General features: G+C 46.4%; 16 protein-coding genes. 8 read left to right on the forward strand and 8 right to left on the reverse strand.

Features of this window, described 5'->3' with window-relative positions; translation table 11 throughout:
* Positions 1–185: 185 nt before the first annotated feature.
* Positions 186–731, forward strand: a complete 546-nt coding sequence (locus tag AB6D07_RS08735; RefSeq protein WP_017099694.1) for a gamma carbonic anhydrase family protein — start codon at positions 186–188, stop codon at positions 729–731.
* Here the strand turns inward: AB6D07_RS08735 and AB6D07_RS08740 are convergent.
* From AB6D07_RS08740 to AB6D07_RS08755, 4 genes are all read right to left on the reverse strand, one after another.
* On the reverse strand, positions 728–997 hold the full coding sequence (locus AB6D07_RS08740; protein WP_017099693.1) for a DUF1488 domain-containing protein: 270 nt from the start codon (positions 995–997) through the stop codon (positions 728–730). The two genes, AB6D07_RS08735 and AB6D07_RS08740, sit on opposite strands and share 4 nt — an antisense overlap.
* Positions 998–1,014: 17 nt before the next feature.
* Positions 1,015–1,845 carry a shikimate dehydrogenase gene (gene aroE / locus AB6D07_RS08745; RefSeq protein ID WP_017099692.1) on the reverse strand — a complete coding sequence of 277 codons (831 nt, stop codon included), beginning with the start codon at positions 1,843–1,845 and terminating at the stop codon, positions 1,015–1,017.
* 74 nt (positions 1,846–1,919) lie between these two features.
* Positions 1,920–2,837, reverse strand: coding sequence for an oxygen-dependent coproporphyrinogen oxidase (gene hemF, locus AB6D07_RS08750; protein ID WP_017099691.1), 918 nt, complete (start codon positions 2,835–2,837; stop codon positions 1,920–1,922).
* 19 nt (positions 2,838–2,856) lie between these two features.
* A complete protein-coding gene (locus AB6D07_RS08755; RefSeq protein WP_029222950.1) occupies positions 2,857–3,414 on the reverse strand; it encodes an L-threonylcarbamoyladenylate synthase in 558 nt (185 codons plus the stop codon).
* Positions 3,415–3,609: 195 nt separating this feature from the next.
* On the opposite strand from AB6D07_RS08755, the gene purE reads away from it, so the two are divergent.
* Positions 3,610–4,095, forward strand: a complete 486-nt coding sequence (gene purE, locus AB6D07_RS08760) for a 5-(carboxyamino)imidazole ribonucleotide mutase (RefSeq protein ID WP_004735777.1) — start codon at positions 3,610–3,612, stop codon at positions 4,093–4,095.
* Positions 4,096–4,100: 5 nt separating this feature from the next.
* Complete coding sequence (locus AB6D07_RS08765) at positions 4,101–5,231, forward strand: 5-(carboxyamino)imidazole ribonucleotide synthase (RefSeq protein WP_017103145.1); 1,131 nt, start codon at positions 4,101–4,103, stop codon at positions 5,229–5,231.
* An 86-nt stretch (positions 5,232–5,317) separates the two neighbouring features.
* On the opposite strand, the gene AB6D07_RS08770 is transcribed toward AB6D07_RS08765, so the two are convergent.
* The 4 genes from AB6D07_RS08770 to AB6D07_RS08785 are packed head-to-tail and all read right to left on the reverse strand — an operon-like array spanning position 5,318 to position 8,580.
* Positions 5,318–5,887: a type I DNA topoisomerase gene (locus AB6D07_RS08770; RefSeq protein WP_017099689.1), complete on the reverse strand. Its 570-nt coding sequence runs from the start codon at positions 5,885–5,887 to the stop codon at positions 5,318–5,320.
* A gap of 12 nt (positions 5,888–5,899) precedes the next feature.
* Positions 5,900–6,376 carry a DUF494 family protein gene (locus AB6D07_RS08775; RefSeq protein ID WP_009848094.1) on the reverse strand — a complete coding sequence of 159 codons (477 nt, stop codon included), beginning with the start codon at positions 6,374–6,376 and terminating at the stop codon, positions 5,900–5,902.
* Between the two features lie 3 nt (positions 6,377–6,379).
* On the reverse strand, positions 6,380–7,492 hold the full coding sequence (gene dprA / locus AB6D07_RS08780) for a DNA-processing protein DprA (RefSeq protein ID WP_017103144.1): 1,113 nt from the start codon (positions 7,490–7,492) through the stop codon (positions 6,380–6,382).
* On the reverse strand, positions 7,489–8,580 hold the full coding sequence (locus AB6D07_RS08785; protein ID WP_372092285.1) for a LysM peptidoglycan-binding domain-containing protein: 1,092 nt from the start codon (positions 8,578–8,580) through the stop codon (positions 7,489–7,491). The genes dprA and AB6D07_RS08785 overlap by 4 nt, the downstream gene beginning before the upstream one ends.
* A gap of 140 nt (positions 8,581–8,720) precedes the next feature.
* Here AB6D07_RS08785 and def point away from each other — a divergent pair, with 140 nt between their 5' ends.
* The 5 genes from def (at position 8,721) to AB6D07_RS08810 (ending at position 14,667) form a co-directional block, all read left to right on the forward strand.
* On the forward strand, positions 8,721–9,233 hold the full coding sequence (def, locus tag AB6D07_RS08790; RefSeq protein ID WP_004735769.1) for a peptide deformylase: 513 nt from the start codon (positions 8,721–8,723) through the stop codon (positions 9,231–9,233).
* Positions 9,234–9,271: 38 nt separating this feature from the next.
* A complete protein-coding gene (fmt, locus tag AB6D07_RS08795) occupies positions 9,272–10,237 on the forward strand; it encodes a methionyl-tRNA formyltransferase (RefSeq protein ID WP_017103142.1) in 966 nt (321 codons plus the stop codon).
* Between the two features lie 119 nt (positions 10,238–10,356).
* Positions 10,357–11,637, forward strand: a complete 1,281-nt coding sequence (gene rsmB / locus AB6D07_RS08800; protein ID WP_017099685.1) for a 16S rRNA (cytosine(967)-C(5))-methyltransferase RsmB — start codon at positions 10,357–10,359, stop codon at positions 11,635–11,637.
* A gap of 110 nt (positions 11,638–11,747) precedes the next feature.
* On the forward strand, positions 11,748–13,124 hold the full coding sequence (gene trkA, locus AB6D07_RS08805; protein ID WP_004735766.1) for a Trk system potassium transporter TrkA: 1,377 nt from the start codon (positions 11,748–11,750) through the stop codon (positions 13,122–13,124).
* A 97-nt stretch (positions 13,125–13,221) separates the two neighbouring features.
* A complete protein-coding gene (locus tag AB6D07_RS08810; protein ID WP_009848099.1) occupies positions 13,222–14,667 on the forward strand; it encodes a TrkH family potassium uptake protein in 1,446 nt (481 codons plus the stop codon).
* The last annotated feature ends 1 nt before the right edge of the window (position 14,668 follow it).

Raw genomic sequence — 14,668 nt, forward strand, 5'->3', positions numbered from 1 at the left:
GGTTTCTTACGAAGCCTTCCCGTTTCAACGAGGTCGCATTATAGAGATTTCGATCACACTGGCAAGCCCTTTTTGAAGTTTTTCTTACTTTTTTGATTGTTCGAGCGTTTTTTGTTCAAAACACCCCATTTTCACTAGTATTCCCCTTAATTAAGGGCTTAAGGTACCTATATAAAGGAGGATTTATGAGTTCAATACGCAGTTATAAAGGAGTATCCCCTCAGATTGGACAAGGTGTCTATATAGATACAAGCTCTGTACTGGTTGGTGATATAAAAATCGGTGACGACTCTAGTGTGTGGCCTTTGGTTGCAGCTCGAGGGGATGTAAACCACATTCATATTGGAGATAGAACGAATATCCAAGACGGTAGCGTTTTGCACGTCACCCATAAGAATGCAGAAAACCCAGAGGGTTATCCTCTACTAATAGGTAATGATGTCACTGTCGGGCATAAAGTAATGCTGCATGGCTGCACCATTGAAGATCGTGTACTTGTTGGTATGGGAGCTATCGTGCTCGATGGCGTGGTTATTAAAGAAGATGTGATGATTGGTGCTGGTAGCTTGGTTCCGCCTAATAAGGTACTTGAAAGCGGTTATCTATATGTCGGAAGTCCAGTAAAACAAGCACGCCCATTAAATGATAAAGAGCGTGCCTTTTTACAGAAGTCAGCTGACAACTATGTTCAGAATAAAAACGACTATCTAGACTCTGTGTTACCAGTCTAAAACGCTTTGATCTGAATCCGATGAGAGGAGTCATACTCCTCTTCTTCTATTAACTCTTCCGCTAGCTCTTCAATATCGAAACGTAACTCTGAAAAGATAACTAAAGCTTGATCGCCTTCTTCTATATCTTTACCTGCCAATCGAGACAGCTCTTCAATAGACATAACACACTCAATCAGTGCGCCAGACTGCTGTGCTGGAAAGATGATTGATTGATTTTCTTCATCCCAATCTTGGATATCAGGAAATAGAATTGATTGATTCATTTTTTATAAATACCTCATTACATCTCTAGGTTTTTACGTAGTTCTCTTAAAATCTGTTTTGTTCCCGGACGAAGGCCACGCCAAAGCATAAAGCTCTCTGCTGCCTGCCCCACTAACATACCCAAGCCATCATAAGCAGCATGAACACCATTATCTAATGCCCAATGATTGAATACCGTGGTGCCCGATCCGTAAACCATGTCATAAACGGCGCTATTCGAATTGAAGATAATCTCAGAAACTTCAGGAAGTTGACCACTTAGACCAGACGAGGTCGAGTTAATGATGACATCAAACCCTTCATTAACATCACTTAACCCCATTCCTTTGATGTTTCCATGTGAAGAAAACATCTCAGCCAGAAGTTCAGCCTTTGAACGGGTTCGATTAGCGACTACCAACTGTTGTGGCTTTTGGTCGAGTAGAGGTTGAATCACTCCTCGAGCAGCACCACCAGCACCAAGTAGAAGAACGCGAGCTCCTTTTAACGCAACTTGATGTTGAAGAAGGTCTTGAACTAAGCCTTCACCATCGGTGTTATCACCAATGATCTCTCCATCATCGAGCTTCTTAAGTGTGTTTACGGCACCTGCTAGTTCAGCTCTTTCAGTCAGGCGATTAGCGAACTGATACGCATCTTCTTTAAAAGGTGCTGTGACATTACACCCTCTACCACCCTCACTAAAAAAAGCTTGAGCAGCAATGATGAATTCACCTTGTTCTGGCTGGAGTGCTGTATAGGTAAGTTGTTGGCTGGTTTGGCGAGCAAATAATGTGTGAATGAATGGCGATTTGCTTTGCCCAATAGGGTTACCGAAAACGGCATAACGATCTACTTGCTGTGTCATATCCTTACCTAACAGAAATAAAAAGGGTCATCTATATAGATGACCCTATCACTATCCCTATAAGGAAGGAAGAACTACCAAACTCGAGGTTTGAGGTAGTCACTATAAAGAAGAGCTTCTGGTGAACCCGCTTGTGGTTCGTAGCGGTATTCCCAACGAGCCAACGGCGGCATAGACATCAATATAGACTCTGTGCGACCACCACTTTGCAGACCAAATAAGGTGCCACGGTCATAAACTAGGTTAAATTCAACATAGCGACCACGACGATAAAGTTGGAAGTCACGCTCGCGCTCACCGTAAGACGTCTCTTTTCGTCGTTCTACAATTGGTAGATAGGCGGCTGCAAAGCCTTCACCGACAGCCTGCATATAAGCAAAGCTCTTATCGAAACCCCACTCATTCAGATCATCAAAGAACAGACCACCAACACCGCGTGTTTCGTCTCGGTGAGGCAGATAGAAGTATTTATCACACCACTCTTTATGTTCTTGGTAAACGTCCTCACCAAATGGTGCGCACAGATCTTTAGCGGTTTGATGCCAAGACTGGCAATCTTCATCAAAAGGATAGAATGGTGTTAAATCAAAACCACCACCAAACCACCAAATTGGGTCTTCACCTTCTTTTTCCGCAATAAAGAATCGAACGTTCGCGTGTGAGGTTGGGATGTATGGGTTTTTAGGATGGATAACTAACGACACCCCCATAGCTTCAAACTTACGTCCGGCTAATTCAGGGCGGTGAGCGGTTGCTGAAGCTGGCATTGCCTTACCTGCAACGTGAGAAAAGTTAACACCACCTTGCTCAAAGACCGCACCGTTGGTCATCACGCGAGTTCGACCACCGCCACCAAGGCGTTCGCCAGGTTCACGCTCCCATGCATCTTCTTCAAACAGTGCTGTGCCATCAGCTTGCTCAAGCTGTTGGCAAATCGAATCTTGTAGGCTCAGTAAAAACTGTTTTACTGCTTCTTTATCAATTGCTGACATCTTTCTTCCTTTGCAGGGTTTAACCCTGTCTTAATATTTTCGAGGTTTTTGCATCTCTAATTTCGCTTGGCTTCTCACGACCACCCGTTTGACCTTCGAGAATAGCCACCAAATGTTGACCCAGTTGCTGTTGAACTTCTTCAGTCGTCATACAAGGTGGTTCACCTGTCAGGTTAGCACTGGTCGAGGTTAACGGCTTACCGAATTCATTACACATTCTTTGAACCAAAGGGTGATCAGTCACGCGTACCGCGATCGAATCAAATTGACCGCTTACCCAGTCAGTAACTTTACTGCTGGTTGGCATAATCCAAGTGACCGGACCTGGCCATGTCGCTTTAACCGTCGCTAATTGGTCATCGGTTAGTTGGCTTTCGTCAATATAAGGCAACAACTGCTCGTAACTTGCAGCAATTAGGATCAACCCTTTTTCCATCGGTCGTTGTTTTAAGTCGAGCAGTTTCTTAATGGCTTGTGGATTATCGGGATCACAACCGACCCCAAAAACGCCTTCTGTCGGGTAAGCAATGACTTCACCTTGTTGTAATGCCTGCAAAGTATGTTGAAAGTTATCCAAGGGTTGCCTCATTAATTCTGTTATCGAACTCGCTAAGTGTACAAATTATCATTCACTGTGACTAAAGCTATTTGTTTATAAAATGTATCAATTAACAACTTAGACTGACGCAAACGTTTTCCTTAAGCAATTTTACCCGTATAATGCGCGCAAAATATCTAATCACTAATTAAATCGTACCTGAAGGAGTTTGAGATGACTGTCGGTATTATCATGGGTTCTAAATCTGATTGGCCAACAATGAAGCTAGCTGCAGAAATGTTGGATCAGTTTGGCGTGGCGTACGAAACAAAAGTGGTTTCTGCTCACCGCACACCTCAGTTGCTTGCTGACTACGCAACCAGTGCGAAAGAGCGCGGTATTAAAGTGATTATTGCTGGTGCTGGCGGTGCTGCGCATCTTCCGGGCATGGCTGCAGCTTTCACAAGCGTACCTGTTTTAGGTGTTCCTGTTCAGTCTAAAGCACTGAAAGGCATGGACTCACTGCTTTCTATCGTACAAATGCCAAAAGGTATCGCGGTAGGTACTCTGGCTATCGGTGAAGCTGGCGCAGCCAATGCAGGCATCCTAGCCGCTCAAATCATTGGTACACACAATGAAGAAGTGATGGCGAAAGTAGAAGCGTTCCGCTCTGAGCAAACAGAAACGGTTCTTGCTAATCCAAACCCTGCAGAGGACTAATTCCCATGCATGTTCTTGTGTTAGGCGCGGGCCAACTTGCTCGCATGATGTCCCTAGCTGGGGCACCGCTGAATATTGAAATTTCTGCTTTTGATGTTGGCAGCAAAAATATTGTTCACCCATTAACGCAAGCGATTCTAGGCAACGGCTTAGACAATGCGATTGAGCGTGCGGACGTCATTACTGCAGAGTTCGAACATATTCCTCACGACGTGCTTGAGGTATGTGAACGCAGCGGTAAGTTCTTACCGACAACAGAAGCAATCAAAGCTGGCGGTGACCGTCGCCTTGAAAAAATCCTGTTAGACGAAGCAAGCGTGAAAAATGCTAAGTACTACGTGATTAACTCTCGCGAAGACTTTGACGCTGCGATCGCTCACGTTGGCTTACCAATGGTATTGAAGAGCACACTTGGCGGCTACGATGGCAAAGGTCAATGGCGCTTAAAGACATTAGATAACGTTGACGCGACTTGGACAGAAATGGCTGAGTGCATCGCAGCAACAGACAACCAAGCCATTGTTGCTGAAGAGTTTGTCCAGTTTGACCGCGAAGTATCACTGGTGGGTGCTCGTGGCGCCAATGGTGAGATTCAAGTGTACCCACTGGCTGAAAATGTTCACACCGATGGCGTGTTGAGCTTATCGACAGCGATTGATGACATTGAACTGCAAGAGCAAGCGAAAACCATGTTCACTGCCATTGCTGAACGCTTAGATTACGTTGGTGTGCTCGCGCTAGAGTTCTTTGATGTTCAAGGTTCACTGCTGGTTAACGAGATTGCACCACGTGTTCATAACTCTGGCCACTGGACGCAGCAAGGCGCTGAAACTTGTCAGTTTGAGAACCACCTACGTGCCGTATGTGGGATGCCACTAGGCAGCACCAAACTGATTCGCCCAACCGCAATGATCAACATCCTTGGCGAAGATACCCTACCTGAAGCAATTCTTGCTCAAGGTGGCTGTCATGTTCATTGGTATGGTAAAGAGAAGCGTGCAGGTCGTAAGATGGGCCACATTAACGTGAGCGCTGACTACAACGCAGAGCTGCAAAGAGCGTTATGCTCACTGGCAGACATTCTCGATAAGCAAGCCTACCCTGCTGTGCATGAATTTGCTGAGCAGATGAAGTAAGTCTACATTGCTTGATGAATATAGAACGTTTATTGGATATAGAAACGGCGCTCAGTGAGCGCCGTTTTTTTGTCTATAACATCAGGTTATTGAGATTGAATGTGGTGACACTTGCGATCAGCACATTCTTTCTTGATTCCATTGGCTGTTTTCTTCTCAAGTAACAACGGGAACTGACACTGTTCACAACGACCGATAATAGGTGGTTGGTTTACTGCGAACTTACACTTTGGGTAGTTATCACAAGCATAGAAGGTTTTGCCATAGCGAGATTTACGCTCAACCAAATGGCCTCTGCCACACTCAGGGCAAGCAACAAGTGGCTGCTCTTCAAGTTGTTCTTTTGGTTGGTCCAAAGATTCGATGTGATTACACGTTGGGTAACTGCTACAGCCAATGAACATCCCAAAGCGGCCTTGCCTTAATACCAATTCGTTTTGGCATTTAGGGCACGGTACACCCAACTCTTTCACCACGTGGCCATCATTTTGATGCAACGGCTTGATGTAATCACAGCTCGGATACTGCTTACAGCCTAAAAATGGGCCGTGCTTACCATGGCGAAGCTGAAGCTCTCCACCACACTGTGGACATGGTTCATGCTCTAATGCATGTTCATGTGCTGAAAAAAGCTGATTATCAATCTTACTACTCATGACAAGCCTGTATTAATGCAAGATACCTTGCTCTTTGGTGTACAACAGCTCTTCCATTTGCGTGTAAGCACTTTCATTACCCGGTACATTAAATAGCACCATTAAGATAATCCATTTCAGATCATCCAATTCAAATTCGTTGGTCTCAAGCCCCATCACACGATCAATCACCATTTCACGAATCTCTGTCGTAAGCACGTTGATCTGCTCAAGGAACAATAAGAAGCCTCGACACTCCATATTAATACGTGAAATCTCTCGACTGGTATAAATACGCATCGAGGTATTGGAACACACACTAATCGCCGCTTGGTTCTCGGTATCTTGCAATGCAGCAAGATCTTCTAACCAATGGAGGGCCTTATAAATATCATCTTGGTGAAACCCTGCTCGAAGAAGCTCATCTTCCAGCTCATCTTGATCCACCTGCAATTCAGAATCGCTATGGATGTAGGTTTCAAACAAGTACATCAGTATGTCCATCATCATAGCTTAGCCTCTCCCCTTTCGAATATAGCCACCGGAAACTGCAACAACATGCCCTGAGAGCTCAAGCTCTAAAAGCTGCATCATGACCTCATGCACAGGTATATGGGTTCTCTGTGCCAAAATATCAACGGGTGTCGCCTCTAATCCTACGTTAGCTAACAGCTGTGGAAATGGCAATTGTTCATTTTCACTCTCATTCGGCGTAGGCTCGAACAAACTGGGCTGCTGATCTATAGACCAGTCTAACAGACTCTTTATTTCGATCAGAACATCTTGAGCATTTTGCACCAAACATGCACCGGCTTTAATTAAGCTATTGCCGCCACGGCTGGTAGGGCTATGAATTGAACCGGGCAGCGCAAACACTTCTCGGCCTTGCTCCATGGCATAGCGAGCTGTAATCAAAGAGCCGCTCTTCTCAGCCGCTTCAACTACCAAGGTTCCGAGCGATAATCCACTTATAATACGGTTACGGCGAGGGAAATGTTCAGGTCGTGGTTTGGCACTTGGGCGAAACTCTGAAACCAATGCACCATTTTCACAGATCCTATCGGCTAAGTTTCTGTGCCGCGCTGGGTAAATGGAATCCAAACCTGAACCTAAAACCGCGAAAGTCTCTCCTCCTTTATCTAGAGCACCATCATGAGCATAACCATCAATACCCAACGCTAAGCCACTAGTGACAATCAAACCGTTTTGGACGAACTCTTTGGCGAAGGACTTCGCGGTTTGCAACCCTTCGAGACTGGCATTGCGACTGCCGACCATAGCGATTTGAGGCTCAATCAGTTTTTCAACGTGACCTTTAACGAAAAGCACGCTTGGCGCGGAGCCGGTCTCATTCAGCAGTTTGGGATAATGCGAGCAATTAGGGGTAATGATGTGATGATTGGGCTGCCTTGCTTGCCACGCCAGGCATGCCTCCACTTCTCTAGGGGCTTGCTGTCTTAAGTAGGAGATTTGCTTGGCTGACAAACCAATCGCTTGCAGCTGTTGGCTGGAGTAACCAACAATATTCGATGGGGAATCAACACTCAACAGACGAGAAAGACGCTTACCACCCAGTTGTGGAACAAAGCTCAGCGAGAGCCAAGCGATCAGTTGTTGCTCATTCACTCGGTGCCCTTAACCTCTTCCGTCAACGCAAGATCCAAAGGCGATACCGCCAGAATGTCATTGCTAACCGGCTTAGAGCTCTGAGTAATCAGGGCGAGGCTAAAATACTCGTAAGGGCGGATGACCATTAAGCTGCCCAGCGAAGTACTTGGCAATTGCACCTTATCGCTCGCCGCTGATTCTTTGTAGCTGTATTCACCTTGCTTACCAAACACCACCGCGCCGCTTTCGCTGAGCGTAAACATAGAGCCTTGGCGAAGATTGTCCTGCGAGCCTTTGTTAATAACCACGACCTGATTCTTTGCACTGTATTGGCTGCCATCTAACGAACCCAAGATATTAGCAAACTGACCCGCAGCACTAGGCGCAGGATAAAACGTGGTTGAGAGCTTCACCAGATCAACGCCAAGCTCTGGTAACACGAGGTCGTTAAGCAGCACCTCTTGCAGTTGAGTCTCTATCTGTAAGCTACTGAACTCAGCGTCCACTTCTTTTAAGCGTGCCGTGGCGACCAAACGCAACGAGGTCATACTCGCTTGAGGTTGCTGTCGCTGGTAGGTTTCAACGGCGCGGTAGATACCCCACTTTTGATGTTGTTGGTTACCCGAAATAAACAACCGGTCTTCACCCGATAAGAATCTCTTTCCATCACTTGTCCCCAACACTCGTTGAGCAGATTGGATATCTTGTTGCTCAACCAAACGATCAGATTGTAGATACGGTAGAACAAGCGCCTCATTCACGGTAGGTACTGCTTTCTTCTCTGATACACGAATCTTAGGGCTTAGCTTGATGACGGGTTTGAGGCTCAATACAGGCTCACCATTAACCCAAACCAGAGACAATTTATCTCCGGGGTAAATAAGGTGAGGGTTTTCTATCTCAGGATTTACCTGCCACAACCTCGGCCACATCCATGGACTATCAAGATACATCGCGGAGATATCCCACAAAGTATCGCCCTTCACCACCACATATGCCTCGGGTGCGCCTTGTTTAATGGTTAAAGGTTGCTCACTATTTTCAGCCATAACGGCGAACGAAAGCGAGGCACAAATAAGAGAAAAAGTGGGAGAAAAATGACGCATGACCTAGGTTCCTTGGTCTGAATATATGACATCTGATTAGAGAATTAACTTCAGGATGCTGTCATTTGACCTCTAAAATGTCTAGAATTGAGCCAACAAGGTTTAAGCTGTTTCGGCACAGTTCAATATTTCGAGTGTATATGTCTGTATTACAAGTATTAACATTACCAGATGATCGTCTACGTACCGTGGCGAAACCGGTAAAAGAAGTTACCCCAGAGATTCAAAAGTTCGTTGATGACATGATTGAAACCATGTACGACGAAGAAGGTATCGGCCTTGCTGCAACGCAAGTAGATTTCCACCAGCGCATCGTTGTTATCGATATTTCAGAAACACGTGACGAACCTATGGTTCTGATCAACCCTGAAATTACTGACAAACGTGGCGAAGATGGTATCGAAGAAGGCTGTCTATCTGTACCAGGCGCTCGAGCTCTAGTACCTCGAGCTGCAGAAGTAACGGTTAAAGCATTAGACCGTGAAGGCAACGAATTCACATTCGACGCTGACGACCTTCTGGCTATCTGTGTTCAGCACGAACTTGACCACCTAGAAGGCAAGTTGTTTGTTGATTACCTATCGCCACTAAAGCGCAAACGTATTCAAGATAAGCTAGCGAAGATTAAACGTTTCAACGAGAAACAAGGTTAATAACCGCTGCTATTACTAAATTAAGAAGGAAGTCTACCTTGGGTCAATCTTTAAGAATTGTCTTCGCAGGTACTCCGGATTTCGCCGCCCGTCATTTGGCGGCGTTGTTGTCTTCGGAGCATGAAGTTATTGCTGTTTACACACAGCCAGATCGTCCAGCAGGCCGCGGTAAAAAACTGACTGCGAGCCCAGTAAAAAACATCGCACTTGAAAACAATATTCCGGTTTACCAACCAGAAAATTTCAAGTCAGATGAAGCTAAGCAAGAGCTAGCAGATTTGAATGCTGACATCATGGTTGTTGTCGCTTACGGCTTGCTTCTTCCACAAGCTGTACTAGATACGCCTCGCTTGGGTTGTATTAACGTGCATGGTTCTATCCTACCGCGCTGGCGTGGTGCTGCTCCGATCCAACGCTCTATCTGGGCGGGCGATAAAGAGACTGGCGTAACGATCATGCAGATGGATATCGGCCTAGATACCGGGGATATGCTAAGCATCGCAACGCTACCAATCGAATCTACAGATACCAGTGCGTCAATGTACGAAAAGTTAGCTGGTCTTGGTCCTGATGCGCTTGTTGAGTGTTTAGCTGACATCGCTTCTGGTAAGGCTGTTGCTGAGAAGCAAGACGACGAACTTGCTAACTACGCGAAGAAGCTGAGCAAAGAAGAAGCTAAAATTGATTGGAATGACAGTGCAGAACACATCGAACGTTGTGTGCGCGCTTTCAACCCGTGGCCAATGAGTCACTTTGCGATTGTTGATAGCAGCTCTAATGATGAAAAAAGCATTAAAGTTTGGCAGACGCGTGTTGATGAAGAATCGACATCTGCGCCAGCTGGCTCAATCATCAAAGCAGATAAGACTGGTATTTATGTTGCGACTGGCGACAAAGTACTAGTACTGGAACAGCTACAAGTTCCAGGCAAAAAAGCCATGTCAGTTCAAGACATCTTGAACTCACGTGCAAGCTGGTTTGAAGTTGGTACTCAACTTTCTTAACCGCTTTAAAGCTACTCAATATGTACTTAAAAACGTGTAGCTTGTAAAAACACTATTTAGAAAACCTTTACGAGGGCAGAGATGCCCTCATGTATTCAAATAAATATTCGGTACCCCTCATGAATGTTCGCGCTGCTGCTGCAAATGTCCTATTCCAAGTTGTCGATAAAGGCCACTCTCTTTCACACGCTCTCCCTGCGGCTCAAAAAACGATCCGTCCGCGAGACCATGCTCTACTGCAAGAGATTTGCTACGGCGCACTTCGTTACCTGCCTCGCTTAGAGTCAATCGCTAACGAACTGATGGAAAACTCGCTTAAAGGTAAAAAGCGCGTATTCCACCACCTGATCTTAGTAGGCATTTACCAGTTGAGCTTTATGCGCATTCCTTCGCATGCTGCCGTTGCTGAAACAGTTGAAGCAACCAAAACACTGCGCGGCCCAAGCCTGAGTGGTTTGATCAACGCAGTGCTTCGCAGCTACCTGCGCGATCAAGAAGAGCTAGATGAGAAAGCCGTTAGCCACAATGCGGGCAAATACAGCCATCCAAGCTGGATTCTAAAAATGCTTCAAGAGAGCTACCCAGATCAGTGGGAGCAATTAGTTGAAGCAAACAACAGCAAGGCACCAATGTGGCTGCGTGTAAACCGCCAACACCACACTCGTGACGAGTATGTTGAACTGCTTAAAAACGAAAACATTGAATACACGCTGCACCCTGAAGCGGCTGATGCCATAAAATTAGCGTCACCTTGTGATGTTACTTTGCTTCCTGGTTTCGACCGAGGCTGGGTATCAGTACAAGACGCTGCAGCTCAGCTTTCTGTTGATTACCTAACACCAAAAGATGGTGAACTAATCCTAGACTGCTGCGCAGCACCTGGCGGTAAAACTGCACACATTCTTGAACATACTCAAGACACTGAAGTGGTTGCAATCGACAGTGATATTAAACGCCTAGACCGCGTTTACGATAACCTTGAACGCCTACAACTGCGTGCCGACGTGATCTGTGGTGATGCTCGCTACCCTGAAGAGTGGTGGACAGGCAGTCAGTTTGACCGCATCCTACTTGATGCTCCGTGTTCAGCGACGGGTGTAATCCGCCGTCACCCTGACATTAAGTGGCTACGCCGTGCATCTGATATTGATGCACTAGCAGAGCTGCAAAGTGAGATTTTGGATGCAATGTGGCGCCAGCTAAAAGAAGGCGGCACCATGGTTTATGCGACATGTTCTATCACGCCGCAAGAAAACGTGCTGCAAGTGAAAGCATTCTTAGAGCGCACCGAGAACGCAACGCTAGTTGGGTCTGATATCGAAAAACCGGGTCGTCAAATACTACCTGGTGAAGAAGATATGGATGGCTTCTACTACGCAGTTCTAGTAAAACAGGCATAACAACTAACAGCGGCTAAGAATTTATTTCTTAGCCGCTGTTTCTTTCTAGTGCATTATCAAAGCGAAAAGAGATCACTAGAATTACAACGGCAAAAAATAAGAGAAAGGCTATGAAGATCATTATTCTAGGTGCTGGACAAGTTGGCGGTACCCTTGCTGAAAACCTAGTGGGTGAAAACAATGACATCACGATTGTCGACCGTAATGCCGACCGACTTCGTGAACTTCAGGACAAATACGACCTTAGAGTTGTAAACGGTTATGCCAGCCACCCGAACACACTACGTGAAGCGGGCGCGCAAGATGCCGACATGTTGGTTGCCGTAACCAACATGGATGAAACCAACATGGCCGCATGTCAGGTTGCCTTTTCTCTGTTTAACACACCAAACCGTATTGCCCGTATCCGCTCTCCACAGTATTTAGAAGAGAAAGAAGCACTCTTCAAATCAGGGGCGATTCCGGTCGATCATTTGATTGCCCCAGAAGAACTCGTCACCAGCTACATCGAGCGCCTGATTCAATATCCAGGTGCATTGCAGGTTGTGAGCTTTGCTGAACAGAAGGTTAGCCTAGTAGCAGTAAAAGCTTACTACGGTGGACCATTGGTTGGTAACGCACTGTCTGCTTTGCGTGAACACATGCCGCACATTGATACTCGTGTAGCCGCTATCTTCCGTCAAGGTCGCCCTATTCGCCCACAAGGCACTACCATCATTGAAGCCGATGATGAGGTTTTCTTCGTCGCAGCAAGTAACCATATCCGCTCTGTAATGAGTGAGCTTCAACGCCTAGAGAAGCCGTACCGCCGCATCATGATTGTTGGTGGCGGTAACATTGGTGCAAGCTTAGCTAAACGCCTTGAGCAGAGCTACAGCATCAAGCTTATCGAACGCAGCTACACTCGCGCCGAGAAGTTATCTGAAGAATTAGAAAACACCATCGTATTCTGTGGTGATGCAGCCGACCAAGAACTGCTAACCGAAGAGAACATCGATCAGGTGGACGTGTTCATTGCCCTAACCAATGAAGATGAAACCAACATCATGTCAGCGATGCTGGCGAAGCGAATGGGTGCCAAGAAAGTAATGGTGCTGATTCAGCGTGGCGCTTATGTCGACCTTGTTCAGGGTGGTGTGATTGATATTGCTATCTCGCCACAGCAAGCGACCATTTCTGCGCTGCTTACCCACGTTCGTCGTGCTGATATTGTAAATGTATCATCTCTACGCCGTGGTGCTGCTGAGGCTATCGAAGCGATTGCTCACGGTGACGAAACCACCTCTAAGGTTGTTGGTCGAGCGATTGGCGACATCAAACTACCACCGGGTACCACTATTGGTGCGATTGTTCGCGGAGAAGAAGTACTTATCGCGCACGATAGAACCGTAATCGAACAAGATGACCACGTAGTGATGTTCCTAGTGGACAAGAAATACGTACCTGATGTTGAGTCTCTATTCCAACCGAGCCCGTTCTTCTTATAGCCTTGTTCTCGTAAGCATCGTTCTCGCAACTTTCTTTTTGTGGGAACGACGCTCCGACACAAAGCTGTAATCAATTAAAGCTATGGTCTATTAAGCTATGGTCAACTTTCGTCCGATATTATTAGTAATAGGGTTAGTGTTATCAAAACTCGCCCTTTTCATGTACATCCCCACATTGGTTGCCTTCTTTACTGGCACCGGTGGTTTTCTCGAGTTTGGTCAATCGGTCGTGATCACGCACATTGTGGCGTTCATCTGCTTGAGTTTAGGCCGCTCCGCTAAGTTTCGATTGGGGGTGCGGGACATGTTCCTTATCACCTCTCTGGTCTGGACTATTGCCAGTGCCTTTGCTGCACTGCCGTTTGTCTTCATCAACCACATCAGCTTCACTGACGCCTATTTTGAAACCATGTCTGGTATCACCACAACAGGCTCAACAGTATTAAGCGGCTTAGACAGCATGGCACCAAGCATTCTGTTGTGGCGTTCAATACTGCAATGGTTAGGTGGTATCGGCTTTATCGTGATGGCGGTAGCGGTTCTACCAATGCTCAACGTTGGTGGTATGCGCCTGTTCCAAACTGAATCATCCGATTGGTCAGATAAAAGTAGCCCACGAGCGAAAACAGTCGCGAAAAACATCGTGGCGGTTTATCTGGTTCTGACTGGCTTATGCATCATTAGCTATCTGTTTGCAGGCATGGGCATCTTTGATGCGATCAATCACGCGTTCACAACACTGTCGACGGGGGGGTACTCAACATCAGATGGATCAATGAACCACTTCTCCAACAGTGCTCACTGGGTAGGAACACTGTTCATGTTCCTTGGCGGCCTGCCGTTCTTACTGTTCGTTAGCGCACTGCGTGGAAGAAAACTCTCAATCCTCTACAAAGACGCGCAAGTGAGAGGTTTTACATACCTGTTCTTGGTCACCAGCGCCGTAATATCAACATGGTTGGTGGTTAGAGATGGCTACACTGTTATGGATGCGATGCGTGTTTCGATGTTCAACATCGTATCAGTCGTCACCACAACCGGTTTTGGCTTAGAAGACTTCACCGCGTGGGGTGCACTGCCAACGACCTTGTTTGCATTCCTAATGATGGCGGGAGCTTGCTCGGGTTCAACCTCTGGCGGTATAAAAATCTTCCGCTTCCAGATCGCGATGACCATGCTCCACAAACAAATGATGAAGCTAATTCACCCATCGGGCGTGTTTGTTCAACGCTACAATCAGCGACCTGTGAATGACGACATTGTGCGTTCACTCGTGGCATTTGGTTTGATGTTCTTTATCACGATTATCTTAATTGCTGGTGGTTTGAGTGCGATGGGGTTAGACCCAATAACAAGCATCTCAGGCGCTATCACAGCCGTTGCCAACGTGGGTCCGGGAATGGGTAGCGTGATCGGTCCAACCGGGAACTTTGCTCCACTGCCAGACGCCGCTAAATGGTTGCTAAGTTTAGGCATGCTAATGGGACGACTCGAAATACTGACGCTCATTGTTCTATTTTTCCCAGCCTTTTGGCGACGCTAAT

The sequence above is a fragment of the Vibrio sp. 10N.239.312.C11 genome (genome assembly GCF_041466065.1).
GTDB lineage: Bacteria > Pseudomonadota > Gammaproteobacteria > Enterobacterales > Vibrionaceae > Vibrio > Vibrio tasmaniensis_A.